This window comes from Halomonas elongata, from assembly GCF_029081005.1.
Taxonomy (GTDB): domain Bacteria; phylum Pseudomonadota; class Gammaproteobacteria; order Pseudomonadales; family Halomonadaceae; genus Halomonas; species Halomonas elongata_B.
Map to the genome: position 1 here is coordinate 70,311 of NZ_JAJQTQ010000007.1, position 26,137 is coordinate 96,447.

Genomic DNA, 26,137 nt, shown 5'->3' on the forward strand with positions numbered 1-26,137 from the left:
CGAGGGCTCAAGCCGATGCCTCGACCGCCCGTTCCCGATACGCATCACAGGCCTTGGCGAACCCTCGGAAGATGGCGTCATGGAGCGGATGCTCCCGGGGCTGCCACTCGGGATGCCACTGCACCGCCAGGGTGAACCCTTCGGCCTCGGTCACCGACACCGCCTCGACCAGCCCGTCGGGTGCCACCGCCTCGGTCGTGAGACCGTCGGCCAACCGATCGATCCCTTGCTGGTGCAACGAATTGACCCGTGAACAAGACGCCCCGACCAATCGCGACAAGATACCGCCCGGGCGGATCTCCAGATCATGCACCGGCGCATAACGCGTCATCTTGTCACCTTCGGGTTCCCGGTGATCGAGCTTGCCGGGCTGGTTCTGCACCGCCTGGTACAGGCTGCCGCCGAGCGCCACGTTGATCTCCTGGAACCCCCGGCAGATACCCAGCAAGGGCAACCTGCGTTCCAGCGCCACCGACACCAGGGCCAGGGCGAGCGCATCGCGATCACGATCCGCCCGGGTATTTTCCGGGGCCCGCTCGGCCCCATAGCGCTGCGGGGCAACATTGGTATGGCTGCCGGTCAGCATCAGGCCGTCGAGCCGTGATACCAGGGCAGCGATCTCCGCCGGCGCGATGTCCTCCCAGACCGGCAGCATCACCGGTGCGAGCCCGTAGTTGCGCAGGGCGCTCAGGTACTTGTCGGTAACCATGTGCGACGGATGGCCTTCCACCTCGCGGCGACAGGCGATCACGCCCACCAGGGGTCGAGTCGGCATGGCAGCCTCCTTGATCGAATCGAGATCATGCTTGTTATGCTTTAATCAACATACACAGGTTGATTAATCTTGCCAACTCTCGACAGACCGAATGCCGAAAACCTGATTATATCTCCATGATTTTACGAAAAATACCAAGAAAACGGAGGATCAGGGAGACAGGCAGAAGACAAGGTGACGTAAAAAATTTGACAACACGAAGAGTTGATTCAAAGATGACAGCATCATCAATAACCAGACTCCAACAGGTGCCACCATGTCACCCAACCCTGCCGACGAAGCCCGAGACTTCCTCGCGCGCCACCCCGACGTCGCCAGCGTCGACCTCCTGGTCAGCGACCTCAACGGCGTGCTGCGCGGCAAGCGCATTCCTCGGGACAATCTCGAGAAGGTCTACCGCGACGGCGTCAACCTGCCCGCCTCGGTCTTCGCCCTGGATATTCACGGCAACACCGTGGAAGAAACCGGGCTGGGGCTGGACAGCGGCGATGGCGACCGCGTCTGCCATCCGGTGCCGGGCACCCTGATGCCGAGCCCCTGGCTCCGTGACGGGCGGCAGGCCCAGTTGCTGATGACCATGGAGGAGGCCGACGGCAGCCCCTTCTTCGCGGATCCCCGTCAGGTGCTCGATCGAGTGCTGGAGCGCTTCCGGCACGCCGGACTGACACCGGTCGTAGCGGTGGAGCTCGAGTTCTACCTCGTCGATCGCCACCGCGACGAGCTGGGCATGATCCAGCCGCCGCTGTCACCGGTCAGCGGAGAACGCGCGACCCAGAGCCAGCTCTACTCGATCAACGAGCTCGATGAATACGCGGACTTCCTCGAGGCGATCCACACCGCCGCCGAGAGCCAGGGGCTGCCCCTGGACACCGCCCTGAAGGAATGCGCACCGGGGCAGTTCGAGATCAACCTGCTCCATTGCGACGATGCCCTCGCCGCCTGTGACAGTGCCGTGCTGCTCAAGCGCCTGATCAAGGGGGTGGCCCTCAAGCATGACTTCGACGCCACCTTCATGGCCAAGCCTTACGGCACCGAGGCCGGCAACGGTACCCATGTGCATATCAGCCTGCTGGACCAGGCCGGTCGCAACGTCTTCGCCGCCGACGATGGAGCCCCCCTCGGCACCCCCGAACTCAAGCGCGCGGTGGCCGGCCTGCTCGAGACCATGCCCGCCTCGATGGGACTGCTCGCCCCCAACCTCAACGCCTTCAAGCGATTCCAGCCCGGCCTCTACGTGCCCATGGCACCGACCTGGGGCTACGACAACCGCTCGGTGGCGATTCGCATCCCCTCCGGGGACAACCAGGCGCGACGCATCGAGCATCGCGTCGCCGGCGCCGACGCCAACCCCTATCTGTTGATGGCGACCCTGCTCGCCGCCATCGATCACGGCCTTCACCATCACCTGACACCACCGCCGGCGATCACCGGCAATGCCTATGACCAGGTCGCTCCCAGCCTGACCAACAGCTGGCGCCAGGCCCTGGACCTGCTGGAGCGCGACGACACCCTCGCCGAGGCGCTGGGCCCCGACTTCCTGCACGTCTTCGTCGCCAACCGCCGCGCCGAGCGTGATCAGGCCATGCAGTCCATCAGCAAGCTGGAATACGACTGGTACCTGCGCCACGTCTGATTTCCCAACCCAGGCTTCACCCCACGTTATCCCGACCGCCCGAGCGGCCGGGACAGGGGCCCATATGCCCTGACACCCCGCTTTCTTCATTCACCCAAAGGGACAGGCAAGATGACAACGACAACCTGTATCGCCTCGACAATTGCCAAGCGGCCGTCCTTCCGCGCCGAAGGAGGACGAGCATGAGCCAGTCGCCCCACCCCTTCGCACCTTCCCTGCCGCTGCGGCGCGGCACGGGACGTACCCTGCTGCTGGTGGTCGGCATACTGGCCACCGTGATCGGCCTGACGCTGACACACCGTGCCGGCAGCGATCATGGCTGGGTCAGCCTGGTACCCTCGCTGATTGTGCTGATCGTGGCCATCACCACCCATCGCACCCTCGAGGCCCTGGCCATCGGCGTCCTCTCTGGACTGATCCTGCTGCAGCCCGACGACTTCATCGGCGAGCTGGCCGATATCTCGCTGTCGGTGATGATGAACGAGACCATCGCCTGGCTGATCCTGGTCTGCGGCCTGATGGGCGGTTTCATCGCCATGCTGGAGGCATCCGGCTGCACGCTGCAGCTTCAGCCATTGCCTGACGCGACTGGTCAAGACCCGTCGCCTGTCGATGCTCAGTACCGCCGCCCTGGGCGTACTGATCTTCATCGACGACTACCTCAATGCCCTGGCCACCTCGGCGGCCATGAAGCGCTTGACCGACCGTTTCGGTGTCTCCCGAGAGAAACTGGCCTACATCGTCGACTCCACGGCGGCACCGATCTGCATCCTGGTGCCTCTGTCGACCTGGGCGGTGTATTTCGCCGAGCTGCTGGAAACCAATGCCGCCACCGAAGGCCCGGGGATGTGGCTGTACATCCAGTCGATTCCCTTCATGCTCTATGGCTGGGTGGCCATGGGACTGGTGATACTGGTGGCACTGGGCCTGCTGCCCGACCTGGGGCCGATGAAGGCCGCCGAGGTACGCGCCAGGCAGGGACAGCCGATCCCCGACGGCGCGCCTGACACCTCGCTTTCCGACGATGCGCTCCCGCGCGGGCGTCCCTGGGTCGGCGTATTCAACTTCCTGGCGCCCATGGCGGTGCTGATCGGGGCCAGCGCCTATTTCGAGATCGACCTGCTCAAGGGCGTGATCGTCGCCACCCTGTTCACCCTGGTGCTCTACCTCATTCAGCGCCTGGCGACCTTCAATACGCTGATGGATGCCATCATGGACGGCTTTCGCACCATGATGCTGCCACTGGCCATCGTCGCCGTGGGCTTCGTGCTGCGCGAGATCAACGACCAACTGGGCATGACCTCCTTCATGATCGACGCCCTGTCGCCTTATCTGACCAAGGCCCTGCTGCCGGCACTGGTCTTCCTGTCCATGGCGGTCGTGGTCTTCGCCACCGGCTCATCCTGGGGGGTGTTCGTGATCTCGATCCCCATCGTGATCCCCATGGCCCAGCATCTGGATGCCCCGATGCCCCTGGTGGTCGGTGCCCTGCTGTCGGCCTCGAGTTTCGGCAGCCATGCCTGCTTCTTCTCCGACTCCTCGGTGCTGTCCGCCCAGGGCAGCGGCTGCCTGCCCATGCAGCATGGCCTGACGCAGTTCCCCTACGCCCTGCTCGGCGCCCTGGTGACCACCGCCGGTTTCCTGGCACTCGGCTTCGCCCTGACCTGAGCCACCTCCGACCACGCCCCGCCCGGGCGTGGTCGACCTCATCCCGCGATCAGCGCTTCGATCCCCTCGACCTCGCCGCACCGATTCAGCGAATAACCCGGCAACGCCAGGACCGCCTCCTGGAACGCCTGACCGGCCAGCACCTCCCGAAACCCTTCCAGCCTCGGCTCGGCCAGGCTGCGATGATGGCACAGCAACAGGTAGTCTTCGCTGGCCAGCGGCACGAAATCGAGCCCGAAACGCCGCGCCGCCGTCTCCACCCCGAACCCCACATCGGCCATGCCGGCGGCAATATAGGCGGCCACCGCCGAATGGGTATACTCCTCCAGCTCGTAGCCGCGGATGCGACGGGCCGAGAGCCCTTCCGCCCTCAGCAATCCGTCGAGCAAGGCCCGCGTGCCGGAGGCGGATTGACGATTGATGAAACGCGCCTCGCCACGCGCCAGATCTTCCAGCCCCCGGATTCCACAGGGATTTTCAGGGGTGATCATCAGTCCCTGGCGGCGAGTGATGAAGCGCAGCACACGATGGCTGCGCGGCTTCAGCAGGGCGCGATAGTCCCTCGCCAGGCGTGCACCGACCGGCCCCTGGGGCAAATGAAACCCGGCCAGGTCGCAGGCGCCGCGATTCAGGGCGACCAGGGCCTCCCGGGGACTGCAGTACTGCAGGTCGAGACGCAGCTCGTCGAGAAAATCCGGCAGCAACTCCACCGCATAGCCGTGGCTGGCATGCAGCCGCAACACGGGCTTTACGCCCTCCAGGGTCTGCTGGATGGCCAGGTTGAGCTCCGAGCCCAGGCTCTCCAGCTGCGGGCCCAGGCGCGCGATCACCCGCTGTTCGGCCCACAGCAATTTCTCGCCGAGCGGCGACAGGTGAGCGCCTCGCCCGCGCTGCAGTTCCACCAGGCTGATGCCGAAGAACTCCTGCCACTTGCCGAGCAGGTTCCAGGCATGCCGATAGGATACCCCCGCCAGCTTCGCCGCCTCGGTCAGCTTGCCGTGCCGATGCACGCCCTCGAGCAACACGAACAATTGCGGGTCGAGCTGATTGCCCGCCTCGTCGCTGAAGTACCAGGCCGGCGTGATGCGTATACGTTTCATATGAAGCAAGTTTCATATTTTGCAATTGACAGTCCAATGCTAGCTTTAAAGCAACCGTGACGCACGCAGACTCTTCATAATATGAACCAGCGTGCCTATATAGACGACAACAATCAGGTGATGCCCGATGAGCGCTTCCGCCGAGTGGACGCCGCCGCTGATCCAGGACGAAATCGACGCCCTGAAGGACAAGCCCGGTGCACTGCTGCCGATTCTCCACGCGATTCAGGATCGCGTCGGCTTCATACCCGACGCCGCCGTGCCGATCATCGCCGAATCCCTGGGCCTGACCCGCGCCGAGGTCCATGGCGTGATCAGCTTCTACCATCATTTCCGCACCTCCCGCCCCGGGAGCCATGTGGTCCGCATCTGCCGCGCCGAGGCATGCCAGGCAGTGGGCGCGCGTGCCCTGGAAGCCCATGCCCAGGCCAGCCTCGAGGTCGACTACCACCAGACGACCCGCGACCAGGAAATCACCCTCGAGGCCGTCTATTGCCTGGGCAACTGTGCCTGCGGCCCCTCGATATGCGTGGACGACCGGGTGCACGGCCGCGTCACCCCGGAAACCTTCGATCGCCTGGTCGATGACCTGCGCACCGCCCCCCTGGAGGTAAAATGATGGTCCGCGTCTTCGTTCCCCGTGACACCACGGCACTGGCGATGGGCGCCGACGAGGTGGCCGACCGGCTGAGGGTCGAGGCCGACGCCCGTGGTCTCGAGGTCGCGCTGACCCGCAACGGTTCGCGAGGACTGGCCTGGCTGGAGCCCTTGATCGAGGTCGAGACCGATGCCGGCCGGATGGCCTACGGCCCGGTCGCCGTGGAAGATGTCGCCGACCTGCTCGACGCCGGCCTGCTGGAAGGCACCACCGAGCACCCGCTGGCGCTGGGGTTCACCGAAGCGATTCCCTACCTGGCCCGCCAGCAACGACTGACCTTCGCCCGAATCGGCGTCACCGACCCGCTCTCGATCGCCGACTATCTGGCCCATGACGGCTTTCGCGGCCTGGAAACCGCGCTGACCCTCGACACCCAGACCATCGTCGACGAGGTCAAGGCGTCCGGGTTGCGCGGCCGAGGCGGCGCGGCCTTCCCTACCGGCATCAAGTGGCAGACCGTGCACGATACCCCGAGCGACCAGAAGTACATCGTCTGCAACGCCGACGAGGGCGACTCGGGAACCTTCGCCGATCGCCTGGCGATGGAATGCGACCCCTACATGCTGATCGAGGGCATGGCCATCGCCGGCCTCGCCGTCGGCGCCACCCAGGGCTACATCTACCTGCGTTCCGAATACCCCCTGGCCCACCGCATTCTTGATGAGGCCATCGAACGGGCCGAGCAGGCCGGCTACCTGGGGGCCGACATTCGCGGCAGCGGCCGGCGCTTCGACCTCGAGGTGCGCCTGGGCGCCGGCGCCTATATCTGCGGCGAGGAGACCTCCCTGCTGGAGAGTCTCGAGGGCAAGCGCGGCATGGTGCGCTACAAGCCGCCGCTGCCGGCCATCGTCGGGCTGTTCGGGCGCCCCACCGTGGTCAACAACGTGCTCTCCCTGGCGGCGATTCCCTATATCCTCGCCCATGGCGGGCAGGCCTACGCCGACTACGGCATGGGACGCTCGCGCGGCACCCTGGCGCTGCAGCTGGCCGGCAACGTCAAGCGCGGCGGCCTGGTCGAGCTGGCCTTCGGCACCACCCTGCGCGAGCTGATGGAAGACTTCGGTGGCGGCACCTTCACCGAGCGCCCGCTGCGGGCGGTGCAGGTCGGCGGTCCGCTGTGCGCCTACCTGCCCGAGAGCCAATGGGACATGCCGCTGGACTACGAGACCTTCGCCAGCGTCGGCGCGGGCATCGGCCACGGCGGCGTAGTGATGTTCGACGATACCGTCGACATGGCCGAACAGGCCCGCTTCTCGATGGAGTTCTGCGCCGTGGAGTCCTGCGGCAAGTGCACCCCCTGCCGCATCGGCTCGACCCGCGGCGTGGAGGTCATCGATCGCATCCTTGCCAACCAGGATCGCGACGCCAACCTCGAGCTGCTCGACGAGCTCTGCGAAACCATGGAAGACGGCTCGCTGTGCGCCATGGGCGGCATGACCCCCTTCCCGGTAAAGAGCGTGATGACCCATTTCCCCGACGACCTGCAGCGTTGAACGCTGAGGGAGAGAGCGCCATGATCGGCTATTACGACCCCATCAAGGATTCTTTTTCGAAAGATCTGGGCACCCCCGCCAGGCTGTCGGAGAACCATGTCAGCCTGGCGATCGACGGTGTAGAGATCAGCGTGCCCGAGGGCACCTCGGTACTGCGGGCGGCAGCGCTCGCCGACATCAATATTCCCAAACTGTGCGCCAGCGACAATCTCGAGGCCTTCGGCTCCTGCCGGCTGTGTGCGGTGCAGGTCGAAGGCAAGCGTGGCTACCCGGCCGCCTGCACCACGCCGGTGGAAGCCGGCATGCAGGTGACCACCCAGAACACCAAGCTGGCCAGGCTGCGCCGCAACGTCATGGAGCTCTACATTTCCGATCATCCGCTGGACTGCCTGACCTGTCCGGCCAACGGTGATTGCGAGCTTCAGGACGTGGCCGGCGCCGTCGGCCTGCGCGAAGTACGCTACGGCTTCGAGGGCGAGAACCACCTGTCCGCCGAGAAGGACAACTCCAATCCCTACTTCAGCTTCGATCCCAGCAAGTGCATCGTCTGCTCGCGCTGCGTGCGTGCCTGCGAGGAAGTCCAGGGCACCTTCGCGCTGACCATCGACGGCCGGGGGTTCGACTCCAAGGTCTCGCCGGGGCAGATGGAAGACTTCATGGACTCCGAATGCGTGTCCTGCGGCGCCTGCGTCCAGGCCTGCCCGACGGCGACGCTGATGGAGAAGAGCGTGGTCGACCAGGGCGTGCCGGAGCACAGCGTCATCACCACCTGCGCTTACTGCGGCGTAGGGTGTTCGTTCAAGGCCGAGATGAAGGGCGACCAGCTGGTGCGCATGGTGCCCTACAAGGGCGGTGACGCCAATCACGGCCACTCCTGCGTCAAGGGTCGCTTCGCCTTCGGCTACGCGACCCACCAGGATCGCCTGACCACCCCGATGATCCGCGACACCATCGACCAACCCTGGCGCGAAGTCGGCTGGGAGGAAGCCATCGGCTTCGCCGCCGAACGCCTCAAGGCCACCCAGGCGAAATACGGTCGCGAAAGCATCGGCGGCATCACCTCCTCGCGCTGTACCAACGAGGAAACCTATCTGGTACAGAAGCTGATTCGCGCTGCCTTCGGCAACAACAACACCGATACCTGCGCCCGGGTCTGCCACTCGCCGACAGGCTATGGCCTCAAGACCACCCTCGGCGAGTCCGCCGGCACCCAGACCTTCGACTCGGTGATGAAATCCGACGCCATCATCGTCATCGGCGCCAACCCGACCGATGCCCACCCGGTGTTCGCCTCGATGATGCGCAAGCGGCTACGCGAAGGCGCCAGCCTGATCGTCGCCGACCCGCGCCATATCGACCTGCTCGACACCCCGCATCGCAGCGATGCCCAGCATCTGCCGCTGCGCCCGGGAACCAACGTGGCCCTGGTCAATGCCCTGGCACACGTGGTGGTCGCGGAAGGGCTCGAGGATCACGACTTCATCGCCAGGCGTTGCGATGGCACGGCCTATCAGACCTGGCGGGACTTCATCAGCGAGTCGCGTCACTCCCCCGAAGCCGTCGAATCGGTCACCGGCGTGCCGGCCGAAGCCGTGCGACACGCCGCCCGCACCTACGCGAAAGCCCCCAACGGCGCCATCTACTATGGCCTGGGCGTCACCGAGCACAGCCAGGGCTCGACCATGGTCATGGGCATCGCCAACCTCGCCATGGCCACCGGCAACATCGGCCGCGAAGGCGTCGGGGTCAATCCGCTGCGCGGCCAGAACAATGTCCAGGGCTCCTGCGACATGGGCTCCTTCCCTCACGAGCTGCCCGGCTACCAGCACGTGGGCGACGCCTCGGCACGCGGACGCTTCGAGGAACGCTGGGGCGTGACGCTCGACGACGAGCCCGGCCTGCGCATCCCCAACATGTTCGACGCGGCCATCGAGGGCACCTTCAAGGCGCTCTACGTCCAGGGCGAGGACATCGCCCAGTCGGATCCCAACACCCAGCACGTCGAGGCGGCGCTGACATCGCTGGACTGCCTGATCGTGCAGGACATCTTCCTCAACGAGACCGCCAAGTACGCCCATGTGCTGCTGCCCGGCTCCAGCTTCCTGGAGAAGAACGGCACCTTCACCAATGCCGAGCGGCGCATCAACCGGGTGCGCAAGGTCATGCCGCCGCGCGCCGGCAAGGAAGACTGGGAAGTGACCGTCGACCTGGCACGCGCCCTGGGCTATCCGATGGAATATCGCCATCCCGCCGAGATCATGGACGAGATCGCCCAGTTGACGCCGACCTTCACCGGTGTCAGCTATGACAAGCTCGACCGGCTCGGCAGCCTGCAGTGGCCCTGCAACGCCGAACATCCCGAAGGCACCCCGACCATGCACGAGTTCGACTTCCCGATCGGCCTGGGGCGCTTCGCGATCACCGAGTACGTGGCCACCGAGGAACGTGCCAATCGGCGCTTCCCGCTGCTGTTGACCACCGGACGCATCCTCTCCCAATACAATGTCGGCGCCCAGACCCGGCGCACCGACAACCAGGTCTGGCACGACGAGGACATCCTGGAAATGCATCCTTCCGACGCCGAGATGCGCGGCATCGACGACGGCGACTGGCTGGGCATCACCAGCCGCTCAGGTCAGACGGTGCTGCGTGCGCGTCTCAGCGAGCGCATGCAGCCGGGCGTGGTCTACACCACCTTCCACCACCCCGCCAGCGGCGCCAACGTGATCACCACCGACAGCTCCGACTGGGCCACCAACTGCCCCGAGTACAAGGTCACGGCGGTGCAGGTGGAAAAGGTCAGCCGGCCTTCTGCCTGGCAGCAACGGTACGACGATTTCGATCGAGAACAGCGACAGTTCCTCGATGCGGCTCGCGAACCGGTCGCGCATGGAGTCTCACCGTGACGAACGACGTCGACCGCTCGGCCAGGCGCCCGGTGGAGGAACACCGGGCGCCTGGTTGGGAGACCGTGATGCACGATGATGACCTGACCCTGGAGATTCCGGTGGCCCTGGTCTACAACGGCATTTCGCATGCGGTGATGATGGCCAGCCCTGGCGATCTCGAAGACTTCGCGCTCGGCTTCAGCCTGACCGAGGGTATCCTCGAACACCCCCACGAGCTCTACGACATCGAGGTACGTCACGAGGCGGATGGCGTCGCCCTGCATCTGGATATCGCCAGCCAGCGCATGGCCGCATTGCGTCAGCGTCGTCGCAGCCTGTCGGGGAAGACCGGCTGCGGCCTGTGCGGCACCGAGTCGCTGGAACAGGCCATCCGGCCGATCCCGTCGGTCACTGCTCCCGACCCGGGCGACAACGTCATCCAGCACGCCCTGTCGCGACTGCGCGAGCACCAGCCGGTTCAGGCCGCCACCGGGGCCAGCCATGGTGCCGCCTGGTGCAACCTGAACGGCGACATCCTCATCGCCCGCGAGGATGTCGGACGCCACAATGCCCTGGACAAGATGATCGGCGCCCTGTCCCGCCATGGCGCCGATCGCGAGGCCGGCTTTGCGCTGGTCTCCAGTCGGGCCAGCTACGAGATGGTGCACAAGTGTGCCAGCGTCGGCATCGGCGCCCTGGTGGCCGTCTCGGCGGCTACCAGCCTGGCGGTGACACAGGCCGAAGCGGCGGGCCTGTTGCTGGTCGGCTTCGCCCGCCCCGGCCGCCATCTGGTCTATCATCGCCCCGTCGGCATGGCACCGGCGCGGGCCCACGGTTGAGGAGTCGAGAATGTCGCACGATCAAGGCCAGACACTGGTGCACATGGTCAACCAGATCGCCGCCAACCTGAGCGGCGGCCGTGAAACCGCAGAAGCCGTGGAGGGCGTCTGCGCCCATCTGGAGAAATTCTGGGCCAGGTCCATGAAGCAACGCATCGTCGCCTGCCTCGACGAACCCGACAGCGGCCTGGAACCACTGGCCCGCCAGGCCGTGACGCGCCTGGCCGAGCGGCAAGCCGCCAAGGCCGGCTGACGATCGCCAACGAGACGCAGAAGGGCCGACCCGCCGGGGGTCGGCCCTTCCGTTTCATGCCCGCCATACCATGGGGCACCATCCCTGCCCCGGTATCGAGAACGCTTATCCCTGGGTCCGAGGTTCGCCCCACTGCGGCTCACCGTCGACCAAGCGGACCGTCTCGCCCTCGGGGCGCCGATCCAGGCGGCTGGTATGCACCTGGCCGTCGTAGCGCCAACTGACCTCGTAACCGGTGGTTTCCTGATGGGAGTCGGTTACCGTCTGGCAACGCCGCTCGGTGGTGCTGACCGTCTGGCCGGCCTCGACACGCTCCTGCACCTCACGCCCTGCCAGTCCGCCACCGACCGCACCGGCCACGGTGGCGATCTTCTTGCCACTGCCCCCGCCAACCTGATTGCCAAGCAGACCACCGACGATGGCACCAGCAGCCGTACCGACGACGCGATGCGGATCCCGGGTCGGTGCCTGGCGCTGGACCGTCACATTCTCACAGACCTCTCGCGGGGTCTCCACGGTGCGAGTCAGGGGCTCGACCCCGGTGATGTCCGCAAACTGGGGTTGACGATTTTCCTGGACCTGCCAGGCGCCGAAGGCCATGCCGCCGAGCCCCAGTACCGCCAGGACGCTTCCCACCATGATCGACTTGCTCATGTTCCACCTCTTGTCGGGTTGTCGGGCGCCCGGGGCGCCACTCGCTGAAATCCTGGGAATCGCTCCAGACGGCTGCGATGGTCGACCACGCCGCTTCCTGCGACGTCTCCGACATCGCCCAGTATCGCTCCCCCTCACCCGCGGCTCCAGGCCGTCGGGTGGCGTTCCACAGTTGTTGCGCCCCTGTCGCCCGACGACGACGGTTGCGCCTCCTGCCTCCAGACTGTCGCCACGACACATGCCGGCGTCGTGATGGAGCAGCCTGGTCTGCCGGGGTGCATTAGCTTGACAGGGAGATGGCACACTCGGGCCACGCGGCAACGGAGGAGCACGACCATGGCGACTTTCCCCACGCAGGCGGACGCGGTGATCATTGGCCAGGGGGGCATCGTCGGCGCCTCCGTGGCCCATCATCTGATCGAGCTGGGCTGGAGCAACCTGGTGGGAATAGACAAGTCGTCGATCCCCTCGGACATCGGCTCCACGGCCCACGCCTCGGATTTCTGTTTCATGACCGCCCACGACAAGATGTCGTGTTATACCACCACCTACAGTCAGCGCTTCTACGAGGCACTGGGCCATTACGCCCGCATCGGCGGCCTGGAGGTGGCCCGGGTCGACGACGACGCCCGCATGGCGGAACTGGCCCGCAAGGTCGACTCGGGCCAGGCCTTCGGGACCCGAGCCCGACTGATCGACCCGGACGAGGCCGCCGAGCGCTTCCCCTTGCTGGACAAGACGCTGATCCAGGGCGCCCTCTGGGATCCCGATGCCGGGCTGGTGGTACCGCGTTCCCAGCAGGTCGCCGGCGAGCTTGTCGAGATGGCGAAGGCATCCGGAAAGCTCACCACCTTCGCCGACACCCCGGCGATCGATATCGATGTCCGCGACGGCCGCGTCCAGGGCGTCGAGACCCCCAGGGGCTATATCGAAACCTCCGTGGTCATCCTCACCGCTGGCATCTGGGGCCCCGTTCCAGCGGCCCTGGGTGGCGCCACCCTGCCGCTCATGCCCGTCGAACACCCGCTGCTGTTCTTCGGACCCTTCGATACCTTTGCCGGCACCGGCAAGGAGATCGGCTACCCGCTGCTGCGCGACCAGGGCAACTCGGCCTACCTGCGCGACACCGGCGACCCCGCCACCACCGAGGGCGGCCAGATCGAGTGGGGCTATTACGAGACCACCACACCACGGCTGGTGCGCCCCGGCGAGATACTGGAGCGCCATCAGGCGAGGCTCTCGCCTTCCATGCGCGACCTGGAGCTCGATCAGGTCATGACGCCCTTCGAGCGGGCCATCGAACTCACCCCGATCCTCGGCGAGCTGGGCTGGGACGAGAAGCACTCCTTCAACGGCCTGCTCTCGGTGACCAACGACGGCGGCTCGCTGGTCGGCGAATCGCCGGAAACCCGAGGCCTCTGGTTCTGCGAAGCGGTCTGGGTCAAGGACGGCCCGGGGATGGGCAAGGTACTGGCCGATTGGCTGACCACCGGGCGCCCCGAGCTCGACCCCCACGGCATCGACATCGCCCGCTTCTATCCGGTGCAGAAGACCCCGGACTACGTCTACGGTCGCTGCCAGGAAATCGCCCGCAAGATCTATGACCCGGCGGTCCACCCCCGCGAGCCCTTCGAATCGGGCCGCAACCTGCGTCGCGGGCCCTTCTGGCCCCGGGAGGTGGAACTCGGCGGCCACTTCATGGAAGCGGCAGGCTGGGAACGCGCCCATGGCTATGCCGCCAACGATCACCTGCTGGAACGCTACGGCGAACGGATCCCCGAACGCCCGGTGGAATGGGACGCACGGCACTTCTGGCGGGTCTCCAACGCCGAACACCTGGCGCTCTCCGACGACGTGGGCATGATCAACCTCTCCCACTTCGCCATCTACGACCTCATCGGGCCCGATGCCGAGGCCCTGCTGGAATATCTCTCGGTGGCCAGGGTGGGCGGTGCGACGCCCGTCGGCAAGGGAATCTACACGCACTTCCTCGATGAGGTCGGCGGCGTCCATTCGGACCTCACCATCATCCGCCTGGCCGACGATGCCTTCCGGGTGGTCTGCGGTGGCGACACCGGTCCCCGGGACCTGGCGTGGATCAACCGCATGGCCGAGCGCCAGGGACTGACCCGCTGGCGCCTGGAGGACCGCAGCGATGGCCTGGCCACCCTGGGCGTCTGGGGCCCCAATGCCCGGCGGACCCTCGAGCGGGTGGCTGACGATCCCCGGGCATTGGATCAGGAACGCTTCCCCTTCGCCACGGCCCGGGAAATTCGGCTAGGTGGCCTGCCGGTCTGGGCCTTCCGCATCTCCTACGTGGGTGAGCAGGGCTGGGAACTCTATGTGCCCTTCAGCTACGGCCTGACCCTCTGGGACCTGCTCTTCGAGCAAGGGGTCACGCCGGTAGGCATCGAGACCTACGCCAACAGCCGTCGCCTGGAGAAGAGCCTGCGGCTGCAGAACGCCGACCTGCTGACCGACTACAACCTCTACGAGGCCGGCCTCGCACGGCCCAGGGTCAAGGCCGAGGCATTCCACGGCAAGCCCGCCTATCTGGAGCAACGCGAACGCGAGCGCCAGCCGGCCTACCTCTGCACCCTGACCCTGGAGGACAACCTGGATGCCCGGGGGCAGCCCCGCTTCCCCGTGGGCCATGCGCCGCTCCTCGACCCCGAGAGCGGCGAGGTGCTGGTGGACTCGCTGGGGCGACGCTCCTACGTGACCAGCTTCGCCTTCGGGCCCTCGATAGGCAAGAACATCGCCCTGGGCTACCTGCCAGTGGAGTCCGCCCGGGAAGGCGACAGCGTGCTGATGGAATACTTCGGAGAGCGCTACCCCCTGCGCATCGAGGCGGTGGGCTACAAGCCGCTCTACGACCCCGACAACCTGCGCCCCAAGAGCTGAAAGGCATCCCGGAGGTCATTGCTGGGGTAAGGGAGTGAGGAGTGAGCCGGGGCACGCATGAATACTTCAGATCCCCAGACGGTCGCGGGTCTCGTAGTACCAGGCGCCGATGGCCGAGAGCGGCACACGCAGCATGCGGCCACCGGGGAACGGCAGGTGCGGCAGACCGGCGAAGGCATCGAAGCGCTCCTCGCGACCGGTCATGACTTCGGCGATCAGGCGTCCGGCCAAGTGGGTGCACGTCACGCCATGGCCCGAATAGCCCTGAGCATAATAGACGTTGTCGTTGAGCACGCCGAACTGCGGCAACCGGTTGAGGGTCATCAGGAAGGTGCCACTCCAGGCATGATCGACCCCCACCCCCTTCAGGCCGGGAAAGGTCTTCTCCATCTTGGGCCGGATCACCGACTCGATATCGTCCGGATCCTGCCCCCCATAGTTGACACCACCGCCATAGAGCAGCCGGTTATCAGCGGTGAGACGGAAGTAATCCAACAGGTAATTGCAATCCTCCACGGCCATGCCGTTCGGCAACAGGGCTCGGGCACGATCTTCCTCCAGCGGCTCGGTGGCGATGATCTGGGTGCCGCAGGGCATTGACTTGCCTTCCAGTTCGGGCAGCACGCCCTGCAGATAGGCATTGCCGGCCATCACGACGCGTGAGGCACGCACCACGCCAGCGGGCGTGGTCAGTTGTACCGGATCGCCATGCGTCAGGCGGTTTACCGGTGTCTGTTCGTAGATCACACCGCCCCGTGACTCGAAGGCGGCGGCCTCGCCCTGCACCAGGTTGAGCGGATGCAGGTGCCCGCCCGAATGGTCGACCAGAGCCCCCGTGTAGCGATCCGAATGCACCTCGCGCTTGAGCGATGTCCCCTCCAGCAGTTCCAGTTCCCGGTGGCCATACCGCTCCCAGAGTGCCTTGTGCTCACGAAGCCCCTGGAGTTGCTTGGCGTTGCAGGCCGCAAAGAGGTTGCCATCACGTAGATCGCAGGCGATATCATAGCCGGCCACGCGCTCGCGAATGATGCGATTGCCCTCGAAGGCCATGTCGCCCAGGGCACGGGCCGTCTCGGCGCCGTACCGGGACTCGATCATGTCCATGTCGCGGCTGTAGCTGTTGACGATCTGTCCGCCATTGCGCCCGGATGCGCCAAACCCCACTCTGGAGGCTTCCAGCACCACCACGTCAAGCCCCTGCTCGGCCAGGTGCAATGCCGCCGACATACCGGTGAAGCCGGCGCCGACCACGCAGATATCACAGCTGACTTCTCCTTCCAGGGAAGGACGCCGAGGGGCGGGGTTCGCGGATGCCGCATACCAGGATGCGACGTGCTCCGTGGGCGAGGTGGCAGTCATGAAGGCCTCCAGGTGGTTATTTTATTCAACACTATTCCACCGATGATAGGTATACATCCGCACCAAAGCAAACATGTCGGCACATTATAATCACCAAAAACCAGGCATGGGATAGTCCATTGCCTGGCTTGAAGATGGCATGGCCAGGGCCGGCATGGGCAACTAGCGACTACGCACTTCCGTCCACAACTGCTGCAGCAACTGCAGTGTTTCCCCCTCGATGAGCGGCGTGGTGACCAGACGCTCACGGCGGTCGTCATCCAGCCGTGAACTCTCGGCAAGTGCTGGGGGGAGTCGCTCGAGCGCCGCCTCGTTGGGCGTTCGATAGTAGGCATAGTCGGCCGAACGCGCGGCATTCTCGGGACGCATCAAAAAATTGATGAAGGCATGGGCCAGCTCCGGGTTCGGTGCCCGGGCGGGAATCACCAGGGTGTCCACGCCCAGCTGCGAGCCCTCCTCGGGCACGAAGAACTCGAGATGGGCATACGTGTCGGGAGATGCTGCCTTGCGATATTCCACATCACCGCTGTAGGTCACGGCGACCTGCGCAACGCCTCTGGCCACCTGCTCGACGGCCGCCGTGCTATCGACGAAGCCCGTGAAGTTGGGACGGTCCAGCGTTTCGCCGACCAGGCGTGCCGCCTCGACCCAGGGTTGCTGGCCGACACAGTCGAAGCCTGCCCCCTGATAGGCACAGGCCATGCCCAACGCCACCTGAGGATCACCGCCGAGCAGCGCGAAGGGCTGGTCGGGATTCGCGTCCGGATCGAAGAGCAGACGCCAGGAAGTCGGCGGATCGGGGAAGGTTTCGGTATTGTAGACGATGCCGGTCACGCCCCAGAGATAGGGCACGCTATAACGTTCTTCCGGGTCGTAGGAAGGATGCCGGAACGCCTCCATCAGATGTTCGCGTCCCTGGAGCAAGGACGGGCCGAACGGCTGAACCAGTCCCGCCTCGATGAGCCTGGGCACGAAGTAATCGGTGGGTACCACCACGTCGTACTGAGCATCGCCGCCCGCCGAAAGCTTCGAGAACATCTCGGCATTGGAAGTGAAGTAGTTCTGCACCACTTCCACATCGTATGCCTCCTCGAAGTCCGACACGACCTCGGGGTCCATGTATTCGGTCCAGTTGAACACATACAGCTTGTCGCCGTCGGCGGCGATGGCCATGGTGCCGGCGCCGAGCAGACAGGCACCGACCATAGCGGTCAGGAAGGGTCGCATGAGAGTACCTCCGTGTGATGGGCAGACCCTTCCAGCCTATACGCTTTGTCTGAAAACTGGCTACGCTCGCCCATCCAGCGTTAAAAATCGACTCAAAATACTCATTTACACGGCGTAAACTCCGTCTTTTCATCGATTTTTGCCTTGTCTGATCATCGCTCGCCGACTTTTCAGACAAAGCTTAGCTGGTGACATGCCGGTCGTCCCGACGCTCGTCAGACTCTCAGGAGCAGGTGTTCCCGCTCCCACGAACTGATGACCTGGAAGTACTCGCGGTGCTCGGCGCTCTTGACCGCCAGGTAACTGTTGGTGAAGCGTTCCCCCAGGATATCGGCGAGGGGCTTGCACTCCCGCAACAGTTCCAGGGCCGGCCCGATGTCGTCGGGCAGCTTGTTACCCTGGGACCAGGCCGAGCCGACCATGGGGGGGCGCGGCTCGAGCTGGCTGAGCATCCCCAGATAGCCGCAGGCCAGCGAGGCTGCCATCACCAGATAGGGATTGGCATCGGCACCGGCCAGCCGATTCTCGACCCGGGTGGCCTCGGGCGTGGACACCGGCACCCGCAAGCCCACGGTGCGATTGTCCATGCCCCATTCCACGTTGATCGGCGCCGAACCACTGCTTTCGGTTCGCAGCAACCGCCGATAGGAATTGACGTTGGGCGCCAGCAGCGGCATGGCAGCCGGCAGATAGCGTTGCAGGCCACCGATGAAATGGTGGAAGAGGCGGCTGGGCTGATCGTCGTCGCCAGCGAACAGGTTATGCCCCCGTTCGGCATCGATCAGGCTCTGGTGGAGATGCATCGAACTGCCCGGTTCACCCGCCATGGGCTTGGCCATGAAGGTGGCATACATGCCATGGCGCAGTGCCGTCTCGCGCAGGGTCCGCTTGAAGAGCACCACCTGATCGGCCAGTGTCAGCGGGTCGCCATGCTGGAAGTTGACTTCCATCTGGCCGGCCCCCTCCTCGTGGATCAAGGTGTCCAGATCCAGGCCCATGGCCTCGCAGTAGTCGTACATCTCCTCGAACAACGGGTCGAACTCGTTGACCGCGTCGATGGAAAACGACTGACGGCTGCTCTCCTGCCGTCCATTTCGGCCGATCGGCGGCTCGAGCGGATAGTCCGAGTCGGTATTGGTCTTGACCAGGAAGAATTCCACCTCGGGGGCCACTACCGGCTTCCAGCCCCGTGCCTCGTACAATGACAGCACGCGCTTGAGAACATGGCGTGGCGACAACTCCACCGCCTCGCCGGTCAGATAGTGGCAATCATGGATGATCTGGGCGGTGGCGTCCTCCGTCCAGGGCACCAGGTAGACGGCATTCGGATCGGGCACCAGTTCCATGTCACGTTCGACAGGATTCCAGAACTGGGTGTCCTCGTCATCGGGATAGCCACCGGTTACGGTCTGGATGAAGATCGAATCCGGCAGTCGAGGGCGACCACCATTGAGATACTTGCCGGCGGGCATGATCTTGCCCTTGAGGATGCCGGTCAGGTCGGCGACCAGGCACTCGACCTCGGTGATACCGTGCTGTTGAAACCAATCGCTGAGGAGCGGAAGCTCCTGACGGTTACTCATGGGAATATCCTTGCTGCTGAACACGGGCGCCAGATTCCATCGTTCGCCGCTCGCATCAGGCGAGCGGCGAGATGCGAACCCCAAGTCCTGGTCTCGTGGCTCGTGGCTCGTGGCTCGTGGCTCGTGGCTCGCATCTCACAATGTCTGACGCGTTAACGCGACTTCACCTCTGACCACAGCTGCTGGAACGTCTGCAGTTGTTCGCCCTCCAGGGTCGGCGTGAAACGCAGCCGTTCCATGTCCGACTCGCTGGGCTGGACCGGGGGTTGGGTCAACACTTCGTCGAGATAGGGACGGGCCGCGGCGTTGGGGCTGGCGTAGTAGTTGTAGTTGGACAACTGAGCACCGATCTCGGCATCGAGAATGAAATCGATGAACTTGTAGGCCATGTCGGGATTCGGCGCCTCCTTGGGAATCATCATGGCGTCCACCCACATCTCGGCGCCCTCGTCGGGGATCATGAATTCCATCTTGGCGAAGGCGTCCGGGTTCTCTTCCCTGTAGAACAGGAAGTCCCCATTGTAGGAAAGCCCCGCATGGGTCACTCCCCGGGCCAGTTGCTGCAGGGCCGGCGTGCCGTCGGTAAAGCCGCTGAACGTATCGCGATTCTTGGTCTCGATGAGCAGCTGCGCCGCCTCACGCCAGGCCTCCATGGTGGTGCAGTCGTAGCCATGACCGAGATAGGCACAGGCACCCCCCATGCTGACCTGGCCATCCCCCATCACCCCGAAGGGGTGTTGCGAATTGACCTCGGGATCGAAGAGAAGGGACCAGCTCTTGGGGGCCTCGGGAAAGGTCTCGGTGTTGTAGATGATGCCGGTCACGCCCCACTGGTAGGGGGCAGAATAACGCGCCCCGGGATCGTAGGACGGGTCGGCGAACTGTTCCATGACATTGTCGAGATTATCGAGCTTCGACTTGTCGAGCTCCTTGACCAGCCCGGTCTCGATCAAGCGCGGAATGTAGTAGTTCGACGGCACGATGACATCGTACTGGGAGACGCCGCCGGCATTAAGCTTGGCGAACATCTCCGGGTTGGAGTTGAAGTAGTTCTGGACCACCTCGACATCGTACTTCTCCTCGAAGGCCTCGATGATCGCGGGGTCCATGTACTCGGTCCAGTTGAACAGATACAGCTTGTTTTCCTGTGCCTGTACCTGCCCGGCCAGCGCCAGGCTTCCCAGGGACAGGGCCAGTGTCGTCTTGTTGATTTTCATGATGGACTCCTCGTTACCCTCGATGGTGGTAATGCCGGCCTAAGCCTGCCGGCGACGGCTGAAGATAAGACTCAGGATGGCGGCAACGGCCACGGCGGCGATCATCAGAGAGGCGATGGCATTGATCTCCGGCGATACCCCCTTCTTGATCGCGCCCCAGATATAGATCGGCAGGGTCGCGCTTTCCGGTCCCGCCGTGAAGAAGCTGATGACGAAGTCATCGATGGACAGCGTAAAGGACAGGAAGAAGGCCGAGATCAACGCCGGCTTGATGGTCGGCAACATGAAGTGCAGCACCCGTTTGAACGGTGTGGCATACAGATCCTTGGCGGCCTCGAAAAGCGTCGGGTCGAGCCCCACGAAGCGCGAATAGACGATCAACGCCACGAAGGGAATCTGGAAGGTCACATGGGCGATGATCATGGTCCCGAGCCCCGGCTTCAATAGCCCGGTGGCCTCGTGAATCTGGACGAAGAAGGCCATCTCGGAGATGCCGAAGACGATGTCCGGCAGCACGATCGGCAGATAGATCAGCACGATCAGCCAGCCGAGCTTGCGGTGACGGTGGCGATACATGCCATAGCCGATCAGGCAGCCAATGACCAGGGCAATCACCGAGGAGACGATGGCCAGCACCATGCTGTTGGTGAAGGCCGAGAGGATCTGCTCGTTGCCCAGCAGGCGCCGGTACCAGCGCAACGAGACCCCGGTGAAACTGGCCGAGCTGTTGGCGGCGTTGAAGGAGAACAACACCACCACCGCCAAGGGCAGGTAGAGAAAGAACAGGGTCAACCACCAGAAGCCGGTCAGGCCACGTTTCAGCGCGCGCTTGTTCATATCACCACCTCCTCGCCGCCACCCAGGCGCTTGCCGATGCGACGCATGGCAAAGAGCCCGATGAAGGTCGCGATCAACATCAGGATCGCCCCGGCCGCCCCCAGCGGCCAGTTGGAACCGCCCGAGAACTGGGTGGCCACCAGGTTGCCCAGCATCATGCCCTTGCCGCCACCCAGCAGTTCAGGAATCACGTACATGCCGAACGCCGGAATGGCCACCAGCACGATACCCGCCAGCAATCCCGGCAGAGTCTGCGGGAAGACCGCATGCCAGAAGGCCCGCATCGGTGAGGCATAAAGATCCTGCGCGGCCTCGACCTGGGCAGTGTCGAGCTTCTCGAAGGCCGCATAGAGCGGCAGCACCATGAACGGCAGGAAGTTGTAGACCAGCCCCAGGGTGACCGCGAAGTTGGAGGGATAGAGCCCCATGTTGGGCGAGATCAGACCGAGGCCCTCGGCCAGCTCCGACAAGGGCGTGCCCGGCGCCAGCAGGTTCATCCAGCCGAAAGTGCGGATCACCTGGTTGGTCCAGGACGGCACCACCACCGCCAGCAGCATGATCGGGCGCCACCGTTCGCGGCAGGTGGTGATGTAATAGGCGATGGGATAGGCCACCAGCACCACAAGGGTCGTGGAGAGCAGGGTCTGCCACAGCGAGCGCAACAGCGTATAGAGATTCCCCGGACTCCAGCCGAGAAAGCCGAACCCGGCCAGACGCTCGAAGGCATCCAGGGTCAGAGGCATCTGCGGCAGGCCATAAGGACCGTTGGTCATGAAGGCCACGCCCATCAGATAGGCACTGGGCAATACCAGGAAGATGACGATCCAGGCCGCACCGGGCGTGACGCTGAACAGCAGGTGACGCATCTCGCCGACCACGGCCCGGCGGCGCATCGCGTGTTGAGATATTTCGACCATGACTCTCTCCTCAGGCAGCGACCCTGACCAGGTCTTCCGGACAGACGCTGATGGTCACTTCGTCGCCCTCTCGGTGTATCCGCTGGCCCAGGTTGCTGGCCACGGCCATCACCATCTGCCCGTTGACCTCGAGCCGATATTCGATGCGGCTGCCGCGATACAGGCGTTCGCGCACGATGCCCGTCATCCGGTTGTAGCCCTCCGGCACCTCGGGCCCCAGCTCCAGTGTCTCGGGCCGCACCAGCAGCCACCCGTCGGCGCCATCGCGCTGCTCGTCGGGCACCAGCCTCAAGCGGCCGATTTCGGTCTCCACCCAGTCGTCTTCGCTGCGATGAATGGCGAACAGATTGTCATGCCCCATGAAGCGAGCCACGAAGGCATTGGCCGGACGCTCGTAGACCTCGTCGGGCGCCCCGACCTGCTGGATATTGCCGCCATCGAGCACGGCGATGCGATCCGACATGACCATCGCCTCATCCTGGTCGTGGGTCACGAACACGAAGGTCATGCCCAGTTTCTTCTGCAGGCGCTGCAGCTCGACCTGGAGCTGGGCACGCAGGCCGGCATCGAGTGCCGACAGGGGCTCGTCGAGCAGCAGGACATCGGGCTCGCAGACCAGCGCCCGTGCCAGGGCGATGCGCTGCCGCTGACCGCCGGAGAGCTGGTCGACGCGTCGATCGACCAGGTCGCCCAGCTTGATGAAGGCCGCGATCTCGTCGACCTTGGCATCACGCTCAGCGGCCGGCAGGCCGCGCATCTTGAGACCGAAGGCCAGATTCTCGCGCACCGAGAGATGCGGGAAGAGCGCATAGGACTGGAAGACGGTATTGACGCTGCGACGGTGCGGTGGCACCTCGGTAAGCTCCTTACCACCCACGATCAGGGTCCCCTGGTCGGGGGCCTCGAGGCCGGCGAGAATGCGCAACAGGGTCGTCTTGCCGCAACCGGAAGGCCCCAGCAGGGTAAAGAACTCGCCGGCCTGGATATGCAGGTCGACCCCATCCAGCGCCACGGTGTCTCGCCCGAAACGCTTGTGCAGGCCGCGCAGCTCGATGGCGGAGGCCTTGCGACTCGACGCCTCCTGCCGTTGCCTCTCCGCCGCCGGCGTCACACCCGTCTGGTCGGCGGTATCCGCCGCAATGGTATCGCTCATGGAGGTGCCCTCTTCGTTGGTCCGTGGCCTCGCTCAGAGGCGATCGCGAAGTTTATAGAACTGGGTGGCCAGCACCAGCAACGGCTTGCGCAACAGCCGCCCCCCGGGGAAATGTCGATGCGGCATGGCGGCAAAGGTATCGAAGCCCTCGCTCTGGCCGGCAATGGCATCGCTCATCAGCTTGCCGGCGAGCCCCGCCATGGCCATGCCGTGCCCCGAATAGCCCTGGGCGTAGAAGAGGTTGTCGTCCAGGCGCCCGAAGTCCGGCGCCCGATTGAGGGTAATGGCCACGTCACCGCCCCAACGGTACTCGATGGGCACGCCCTCGAGCACTGGAAAGAGCCGCGCGATCTTGGCGTCCATGCGCGCCTGAAGATTCGGGGGCTCACGTCCATCGTAGCTGACCTCGCCGCCATAGATGAGGCGGCGGTCCGACGACAGACGATAATAATCGAGCACGAAGTTGGCGTCGGACAGCGCATCACCACGCGGCAATACACGGGCCGCCTGTTCCTCGGTCAATGGCGCGGTGGCGATCATGTAGTTGGCGGCACGCATGATGCGCCCCGACAGTTCCGGCACCAGGCCGGCCAGATAGGCGTTGGTCCCCATCACCACGACATCGGCCGTGACACGTCCCCGATCGGTGATCGCGACGGCCGGCTCGCCACGGCGAATCTCCCTGACGGCACTGTGCGAGTACAGTCGGACACCGGCACGCTGGGCGGCACGCGCCAGGCCCAGCGTGTAGTTGAGGGGGTGCAGATGGCCGCCCTCCCGATCATGCAGGGCGGCGGGGTAAGCATCGGTCACCACATGGTCGCGCAGCGCCTCTCCTTCCAGCCACTCCAGTGCCTCGTATCCGTACTTGCCGCTCAGCTCCTCGCGAAACGCCTCCAGCTCCCGGACATGTCGCGGCTTGACCGCTGCATGGAGATAGCCCCAGGCCAGTTCACAGGGAATGGCGTGACGCTCGACCAGTTCGGCGGTAAGGCGTACCGCCTCACGACTCATCTCCCAGATGCGCCGGGCGCTCTCCAGTCCCAGCGCCCGCTCGATCGTGGCGATGTCGGTGCCGAGCCCGGGCAGGATCTGGCCGCCGCTTCGCCCGGAGGCGCCGTGACCGATGTCCTCGGCTTCCAGCAACACCACCGAGTACCCTCGCTCGGCCAGGTGCAACGCTGCCGAGCAGCCGGTGACGCCACCGCCGATCACGCAGACATCGGCATGCAGGTCATCTTCGAGAGGACCGTGGGAATCGAGTTCGACGGCGATGGAATCGCGGTACCAGGAGGCGGGGCGCTCGTGTAGCGCGGAAGTCTTCATACAGTCAGCCTGTTCGGTGCGCGGTGCGCTCGTTGTTGTTCATCGACCCCGACGGTTTCGACCGATCGGGACAGTTTCAGTTTGACACCAGCAGTGCGTTTAATGTCAAGTATTCAATAACGAAACAACAACGTCTTCCGAAACAGCATCGAGCCGAGGTTACGCCAAACGCCTTATTTTACAGGCTTAATCGCCTACAGAAGGGCATTCGACTCTCGACTCGAGATGGCCTTCTATCGTCACCAATCAACGATAGGCGTCAAGTAAACACCATCACGACCATGAAGGGAGTCACCGGGAGGATCGGCCAGCCCGGTCCAGATGATCGAAGGAACGGGCGACAAGGAGGGACCGGCATCGCGGACCGACACAGGGGGGGGGGCACCGCCGCGCCATTCAGCCACTGCATACCGGACAGGCAGGATCTCGAGGCACCTTGAAGTGGCGCCATTGCCCCGTCAGACCATCGAAGGTGGAAAGTCCACGATGCACGCTGCCCGCACCGCTGACCAGCTTGATCGCTTCCAGCGCCTGGAAGCAGCCGATCAATCCGACCAGGGGGGCCACGACGCCGTTCTCGGCACAACGCAGCTCGTCGTCGCCCCCCTCGCCCGGCGGGTAGAGGCAGCCGTAGCATGGCGATTGCGGGTCGCGAGGATCGAACACCGCCAACTGCCCGGAAAAGCGGATCGCTGCGCCGGATACCAAGGGCACCCCGGCACGTCGGCAGGCCTCGTTGACGGCATAGCGGCTGGCGAAGCGGTCGGTGCAATCCAGTACCACGTCGGCCTGGTTCACCGCTGCGCGCAGGGCCTCACCGTCCAGTCGACTGGCAAGCGCGACGATCTCGCAATCGGGATTGAGCGCCAGGCCGGCATCGCGGGCCGACTCGGCCTTGGGGCGACCGATATCGGCCATGCCGTGGGCGATCTGTCGTTGCAGGTTGGAGAGCTCCACCGCGTCATCATCGGCCAGCGTCAAGTGCCCCAGGCCGGCCGCCGCCAGGTACAGCGCCACCGGCGAGCCGAGCCCGCCGGCACCGACCACCAGGGCATGCCCGGCCAGCAACCGTTCCTGTCCCTCGATATCGATCGCATCGAGCATGATCTGTCGGCTGTAGCGCAACAGCGCTTCGTCGTTCATGGGGCTCACTTGCCGTCGAACTCCTCGATATCGGGCACATGAAGGGAGACGTCTTCCTTGACCTCCTCCATCACCACATAGCTCTTGGACTCCTTGACGCCGGGCAGGGTCAGGACCACATCGCCGAGCAGTTGGCGATAGGCCGACATTTCGGGAATGCGGCACTTGAGAATGTAGTCGAACTGCCCCGACACCAGATGGCATTCCTGAATCTGCGGCAGCTTGGCCACCGCCCGACGAAACTCGTCGAACACTGCCGGCGACTGGGTTTCCAGACTGATCTCGACGAACACCAGCAGATTGGCCTTGAGGGCTCGGGGATCGAGCAGTGCCTTGTAGCCACGAATCACGCCCGAACGCTCCAGGCGCTTGACGCGTTCCAGGCAGGGCGTGGTGGATAGCCCTACCTGCGAGGCAAGGTCCACATACGAGATACGGGCGTTTTCCTGCAGGCAGCGCAGAATATTGAGGTCGATACGATCTAGCGAGCGAGTCTTGGTTTTCATTGTC

Annotated in this window: 22 protein-coding genes; 8 read left to right on the forward strand and 14 right to left on the reverse strand. The window is 64.6% G+C overall.

Annotated features, from left to right (window positions below; all coding sequences use genetic code 11):
- Positions 1-7: 7 nt before the first annotated feature.
- Positions 8-775, reverse strand: a complete 768-nt coding sequence (locus LU493_RS07190) for a gamma-glutamyl-gamma-aminobutyrate hydrolase family protein (protein ID WP_275287109.1) — start codon at positions 773-775, stop codon at positions 8-10.
- 256 nt (positions 776-1,031) lie between these two features.
- Between LU493_RS07190 and LU493_RS07195 the strand changes: the two genes are divergently transcribed.
- Positions 1,032-2,408, forward strand: coding sequence for a glutamine synthetase family protein (locus LU493_RS07195; RefSeq protein ID WP_275287110.1), 1,377 nt, complete (start codon positions 1,032-1,034; stop codon positions 2,406-2,408).
- Between the two features lie 86 nt (positions 2,409-2,494).
- Here LU493_RS07195 and LU493_RS07200 read toward each other — a convergent pair whose 3' ends face one another.
- On the reverse strand, positions 2,495-3,058 hold the full coding sequence (locus LU493_RS07200; protein ID WP_275287111.1) for a hypothetical protein: 564 nt from the start codon (positions 3,056-3,058) through the stop codon (positions 2,495-2,497).
- Between LU493_RS07200 and LU493_RS07205 the strand changes: the two genes are divergently transcribed.
- Positions 3,021-4,076, forward strand: coding sequence for a Na+/H+ antiporter NhaC family protein (locus LU493_RS07205; RefSeq protein ID WP_275287112.1), 1,056 nt, complete (start codon positions 3,021-3,023; stop codon positions 4,074-4,076). The genes LU493_RS07200 and LU493_RS07205 overlap by 38 nt on opposite strands.
- 38 nt (positions 4,077-4,114) lie before the next feature.
- Here LU493_RS07205 and LU493_RS07210 read toward each other — a convergent pair whose 3' ends face one another.
- Entirely contained in the window at positions 4,115-5,176 is a 1,062-nt protein-coding gene (locus LU493_RS07210; RefSeq protein WP_275287113.1) for a substrate-binding domain-containing protein, read from the reverse strand.
- A 127-nt stretch (positions 5,177-5,303) separates the two neighbouring features.
- Here LU493_RS07210 and LU493_RS07215 point away from each other — a divergent pair, with 127 nt between their 5' ends.
- From LU493_RS07215 to LU493_RS07235, 5 genes are read left to right on the forward strand one after another with little or no spacing between them, the layout of a single operon-like run.
- On the forward strand, positions 5,304-5,795 hold the full coding sequence (locus LU493_RS07215; protein WP_275287114.1) for a formate dehydrogenase subunit gamma: 492 nt from the start codon (positions 5,304-5,306) through the stop codon (positions 5,793-5,795).
- Positions 5,792-7,327, forward strand: coding sequence for a formate dehydrogenase beta subunit (locus LU493_RS07220; protein ID WP_275287115.1), 1,536 nt, complete (start codon positions 5,792-5,794; stop codon positions 7,325-7,327). The genes LU493_RS07215 and LU493_RS07220 overlap by 4 nt, the downstream gene beginning before the upstream one ends.
- 20 nt (positions 7,328-7,347) lie before the next feature.
- Positions 7,348-10,233 (forward strand): formate dehydrogenase subunit alpha, encoded by a 2,886-nt coding sequence (gene fdhF, locus LU493_RS07225; protein WP_275287116.1) that lies wholly within the window; start codon positions 7,348-7,350, stop codon positions 10,231-10,233.
- Positions 10,230-11,054, forward strand: coding sequence for a formate dehydrogenase accessory sulfurtransferase FdhD (gene fdhD / locus LU493_RS07230; protein ID WP_275287117.1), 825 nt, complete (start codon positions 10,230-10,232; stop codon positions 11,052-11,054). The genes fdhF and fdhD overlap by 4 nt, the downstream gene beginning before the upstream one ends.
- Before the next feature lie 10 nt (positions 11,055-11,064).
- A complete protein-coding gene (locus LU493_RS07235) occupies positions 11,065-11,307 on the forward strand; it encodes a formate dehydrogenase subunit delta (protein ID WP_275287118.1) in 243 nt (80 codons plus the stop codon).
- Positions 11,308-11,412: 105 nt separating this feature from the next.
- Here the strand turns inward: LU493_RS07235 and LU493_RS07240 are convergent, their stop codons facing one another.
- Complete coding sequence (locus tag LU493_RS07240; protein WP_275287119.1) at positions 11,413-11,961, reverse strand: glycine zipper 2TM domain-containing protein; 549 nt, start codon at positions 11,959-11,961, stop codon at positions 11,413-11,415.
- 336 nt (positions 11,962-12,297) lie between these two features.
- Here LU493_RS07240 and LU493_RS07245 point away from each other — a divergent pair, with 336 nt between their 5' ends.
- Positions 12,298-14,865: a GcvT family protein gene (locus LU493_RS07245; protein WP_275287120.1), complete on the forward strand. Its 2,568-nt coding sequence runs from the start codon at positions 12,298-12,300 to the stop codon at positions 14,863-14,865.
- Positions 14,866-14,931: 66 nt separating this feature from the next.
- On the opposite strand, the gene LU493_RS07250 is transcribed toward LU493_RS07245, so the two are convergent.
- From LU493_RS07250 to LU493_RS07295, 10 genes are all read right to left on the reverse strand, one after another.
- The gene (locus tag LU493_RS07250) at positions 14,932-16,224 is read right to left on the reverse strand and encodes an NAD(P)/FAD-dependent oxidoreductase (RefSeq protein ID WP_275287121.1); all 1,293 of its coding nucleotides are present in this window, start codon (positions 16,222-16,224) and stop codon (positions 14,932-14,934) included.
- Positions 16,225-16,386: 162 nt separating this feature from the next.
- The gene (locus LU493_RS07255; protein ID WP_275287122.1) at positions 16,387-17,451 is read right to left on the reverse strand and encodes a polyamine ABC transporter substrate-binding protein; all 1,065 of its coding nucleotides are present in this window, start codon (positions 17,449-17,451) and stop codon (positions 16,387-16,389) included.
- A gap of 215 nt (positions 17,452-17,666) precedes the next feature.
- Entirely contained in the window at positions 17,667-19,034 is a 1,368-nt protein-coding gene (locus LU493_RS07260; RefSeq protein ID WP_275287123.1) for a glutamine synthetase family protein, read from the reverse strand.
- A 152-nt stretch (positions 19,035-19,186) separates the two neighbouring features.
- The gene (locus LU493_RS07265) at positions 19,187-20,251 is read right to left on the reverse strand and encodes an ABC transporter substrate-binding protein (RefSeq protein WP_275287124.1); all 1,065 of its coding nucleotides are present in this window, start codon (positions 20,249-20,251) and stop codon (positions 19,187-19,189) included.
- 39 nt (positions 20,252-20,290) lie between these two features.
- Positions 20,291-21,088 carry an ABC transporter permease gene (locus tag LU493_RS07270; RefSeq protein WP_275287125.1) on the reverse strand — a complete coding sequence of 266 codons (798 nt, stop codon included), beginning with the start codon at positions 21,086-21,088 and terminating at the stop codon, positions 20,291-20,293.
- Positions 21,085-22,005 (reverse strand): ABC transporter permease, encoded by a 921-nt coding sequence (locus tag LU493_RS07275; RefSeq protein ID WP_275287126.1) that lies wholly within the window; start codon positions 22,003-22,005, stop codon positions 21,085-21,087. The genes LU493_RS07270 and LU493_RS07275 overlap by 4 nt, the downstream gene beginning before the upstream one ends.
- A gap of 10 nt (positions 22,006-22,015) precedes the next feature.
- On the reverse strand, positions 22,016-23,158 hold the full coding sequence (locus tag LU493_RS07280) for an ABC transporter ATP-binding protein (RefSeq protein WP_275287127.1): 1,143 nt from the start codon (positions 23,156-23,158) through the stop codon (positions 22,016-22,018).
- Positions 23,159-23,191: 33 nt separating this feature from the next.
- The gene (locus LU493_RS07285) at positions 23,192-24,484 is read right to left on the reverse strand and encodes an NAD(P)/FAD-dependent oxidoreductase (protein ID WP_275287129.1); all 1,293 of its coding nucleotides are present in this window, start codon (positions 24,482-24,484) and stop codon (positions 23,192-23,194) included.
- A gap of 396 nt (positions 24,485-24,880) precedes the next feature.
- The gene (locus LU493_RS07290) at positions 24,881-25,627 is read right to left on the reverse strand and encodes a HesA/MoeB/ThiF family protein (RefSeq protein ID WP_275287130.1); all 747 of its coding nucleotides are present in this window, start codon (positions 25,625-25,627) and stop codon (positions 24,881-24,883) included.
- 5 nt (positions 25,628-25,632) lie between these two features.
- Positions 25,633-26,133 (reverse strand): Lrp/AsnC ligand binding domain-containing protein, encoded by a 501-nt coding sequence (locus tag LU493_RS07295; protein ID WP_275287131.1) that lies wholly within the window; start codon positions 26,131-26,133, stop codon positions 25,633-25,635.
- Between the last annotated feature and the right edge of the window lie 4 nt (positions 26,134-26,137).